Annotated in this window: 3 protein-coding genes; all 3 read left to right on the top strand. The window is 51.6% G+C overall.

Features of this window, described 5'->3' with window-relative positions; all coding sequences use genetic code 11:
• A partial coding sequence (locus tag KJ653_04390) for a hypothetical protein (protein MBU0685071.1) occupies window positions 1-1,305 on the top strand: 1,305 nt, incomplete at its 5' end.
• Window positions 1,306-1,313: 8 nt separating this feature from the next.
• Window positions 1,314-2,624, top strand: a complete 1,311-nt coding sequence (locus tag KJ653_04385) for a glycosyltransferase (protein ID MBU0685070.1) — start codon at window positions 1,314-1,316, stop codon at window positions 2,622-2,624.
• Between the two features lie 278 nt (window positions 2,625-2,902).
• A partial coding sequence (locus KJ653_04380) for a hypothetical protein (protein ID MBU0685069.1) occupies window positions 2,903-3,161 on the top strand: 259 nt, incomplete at its 3' end.

Raw genomic sequence — 3,161 nt, 5'->3', positions numbered from 1 at the left:
TTCATGGTCACTGGCTCGAGATTCGTCGACAACACCTACTGGGTCGGGAGCGCACGAGGCCCGCTGGTCGTGCTAATGATGCTCAGTCTGTTGGTGGCCTTTCGTGGTTCCTCGCTCAAGCGGAACCGCTTGCTCCTAGTCGCGATCGTTTTTGCATTTGGCTGCCTCGCAATGCACCACATGGCCCTGCTCTTTTTCGTTTTCGTGGTCGCCTTCGTGCTTGCTTCTCTTGGGGCCGATTATGTAATCAAAAAGGCGAAGGTCCACAAGAAGAGGGTCTTCGCTCTCTACACAGCAGCTGTCGCGACTGCGATTGCTGTCGTGTCCTTCGGGTTCATCACGGTTTTCAAAGCGCCGATTGTTGCATTCGGGGAAGAGCCTCTATTCAACTCCCAGTCGACCTTGGTGTCCATTGTTCTTAACATGTCCGCGAGTTACACCAGTCAGATTGGCTTCATTCTGCCAGTAGCAATCATTGGAATACCATTTGTCTACAAAACACGGCGGTTTCATGCACGAAAGTTGTATCCGTTGATGCTCTTGATATCCATGATTCCAATGCTTGGCCATAACATGTACGTTGCAACGCTTATGGCTCCTTTCGTCGCCGTACTAGGCACAATGTGGATTGTCAGGTGGTTCGACCCACATAAGCGCAATAGATTTGCTGTTTTCGCTCTCGCGGCAATCGTCGCAGGTTCTATGCTTCTCCCAAGCTGGAACACCGAGAGATGGAACTCTCAAACTTACATGACTGGGGATGTCGTCGAGGTCCCCTCTCAAGTGTTCGATGATGCGGCCTACTTGGAGTATGCGGACTCTAATGGATATGTGATATCGAACGCGATCGTGTTATCGGCGCAGCTATCTTCAATCTCGGGTGCACGATTCCTCAGCTCAGGTATTGGTGCTATCCTCGCTGGTGACATTACGAATGAACAAGTGGAAGGAAACGTGACTTTGTCGTTAGCGGACTTCCCACGTAACCTTCTAGATCTCCTCAGCTACGACGACAAGCTCCGTGTGGATAGCAATGTGAACTCTCTGATGGTAGCTGGTGCAAGGTTCGTCGTTGGCGCTAATGCAGGATACTTCAAATCGCATTCTCATCTCATGGTCGTTGTGGACAGCAACTGGCCTTCGACTATGGTTGGTCAGTACTTTTCCCAGCCGGCAATATTCCCCTCTGAGCTTCTCTCTGCTTCCTGGCGGAGCCCACCTTCAGCAGAAGGAAAGCCCCTGGATAGCTACCTGATGTATCAGAGTGAGCGGGTTTCTCTCTTCATCGTGCAACTTCCGATATGAGGATGTCCATGAATTCTGTCAGATTGGAGGACGAGGTCAAATCCCGTGGTTCGGCTGGGGAAGGCGACAAACCGACTGAACGGCTGCGCGTCCGAGCACTATTCCTTGTCGACGACTTGAGCCGTTATGGTGGCGTAAGGACTCGAGTATCCGAGGAATTGAACTGTGTTGTCGACTCTCTGGCAGAGGACGCCTACGTGATCTCGCGGTGCAATATCAAGAACATCGAGGCGATCGGGTCTGCAGTTAGGAGTCTAAAGGATGAGATCGGAGGGAAGCGCATGGGGGGCTTTTCGTTTCCGAAGATCCCGCATGGGGGCTTGCCAATAGTGTATGAGCTGTCCTTTCTTCTCAACACGGCCCTGCTCGGACTATTTGTAATACCGCTCGCTCTAGTTAGGCGGATCAATATCGTCTATGGTCACAACAACGAGCTGGGAGCCCTGTCGATCATCATGGCGAGAATACTCAGAGTCCAATCAGTCGTGGACCTCCACGGAGTGGAGGTCGACGAGTATCTTGAGAAATACCCAAATTGGCGGAGGCATCGGGGGAGAACCAGGTTTTGGAAATGTGTCGAGGGCTTCGTCCTGCGAAACGCAGATACAATAGTGTGCGTATCGAGCGCTCACCGCCAGGAGATACGTAACCGCCTCGGTTCTGATCGGCGGACATACATCGTTCCATGCTTTGCCGATGAGGCTGCCTTCGATCCTGGTAGGTTCACGAAGGAAACTGTGCGCTCAACTCTCGGGATCTCCCCAGGTGAAGTGGTCTTCGTCTACTCTGGCCTGGTTCCTGTTCGATATGATGAGTTCAATCCGATATTCTTCTTCTCTCACTTGGGGGATGTGTCAGGGAAGCGCCTCATTGTACTTGCCGCGTTCTCTGAATCGAGTAAGCGGACGGCTGATCAGATCCCCCAATCGATGAGGAACAAAGTGATCGTGGTGAGTGTTCCCAGGCACAACGTTCCAGAGTATTTGAGCGCGTGCGACGTCGGAATACTCCTGAGAAGAGCGTCAATCATCAACCATGTAGCATCACCGACGAAGTTCGCGGAGTATCTGCTTTGCGGACTTCCTGTTGTGATTACGGAAAACCTGGGGGACGCGAGCAGTCTTGTCAAGAAAGACAGCATTGGCATCGTCGTTTCAGAGACGCACCCATCGGATCCTCTGCCCGAGGATAACATACGAGCGCTCCTGTCGGAGGAGACAAGAACCAAGGCAAGGGCGGCCGGCCTAGCGAATCTATCCCGCAAGAGCTGCAGACCGATTTTTCTCGAAGTCTTTGAGGCGACAATCGGCTCCAGATAAGTACAACGAACGAACAATCAGGACGATATTGCATGCGAGATACGATGCCCGCGTTTTCGAAGGGAGTCTTCTATCAATGCTTGGATTCTGACCGGAGCGCTGGATTCCCTTGCCTGGTCACTGAAGATATCCGCCAGCAATGCAAGATCATTGATGGGCACGCACGTTCTGACCCCCTTCCTCGGAGATTTTTGTGTAACGCAATGCCAGCAAAGGTTAATTATTACGACTCCATTCGAGCTGAAACGACTCAAGAACACATATGAAGAACGGATGCTATGAAGCCTCTAACGCCCGTTTCACAAAAGACGGCAGTTGAGTACTTTGCCTTCGTGGTAATAGCAGTTGCATCTTTCCTGACTAGGCTCTATCCTCTATCGATTAGCCCATACCCTTTCAACAACGATTCCATAACTGAGTGCGAAATCGCCTCTGAGATTCTCGGTTCGGGGCACTTGAACCTTCCAAGCATCTCCGAACAGGGAACACACAGTATGGGTATCCCGGTATTCAATGTCCTGATTGCCTATTTCTCCG

Source organism: Candidatus Thermoplasmatota archaeon (assembly GCA_018814355.1).
Taxonomy (GTDB): domain Archaea; phylum Thermoplasmatota; class Thermoplasmata; order UBA10834; family UBA10834; genus COMBO-56-21.
The sequence above is the reverse complement of the archived record's forward strand: the minus strand, read 5'-3'. Positions and strand labels throughout refer to the sequence as shown.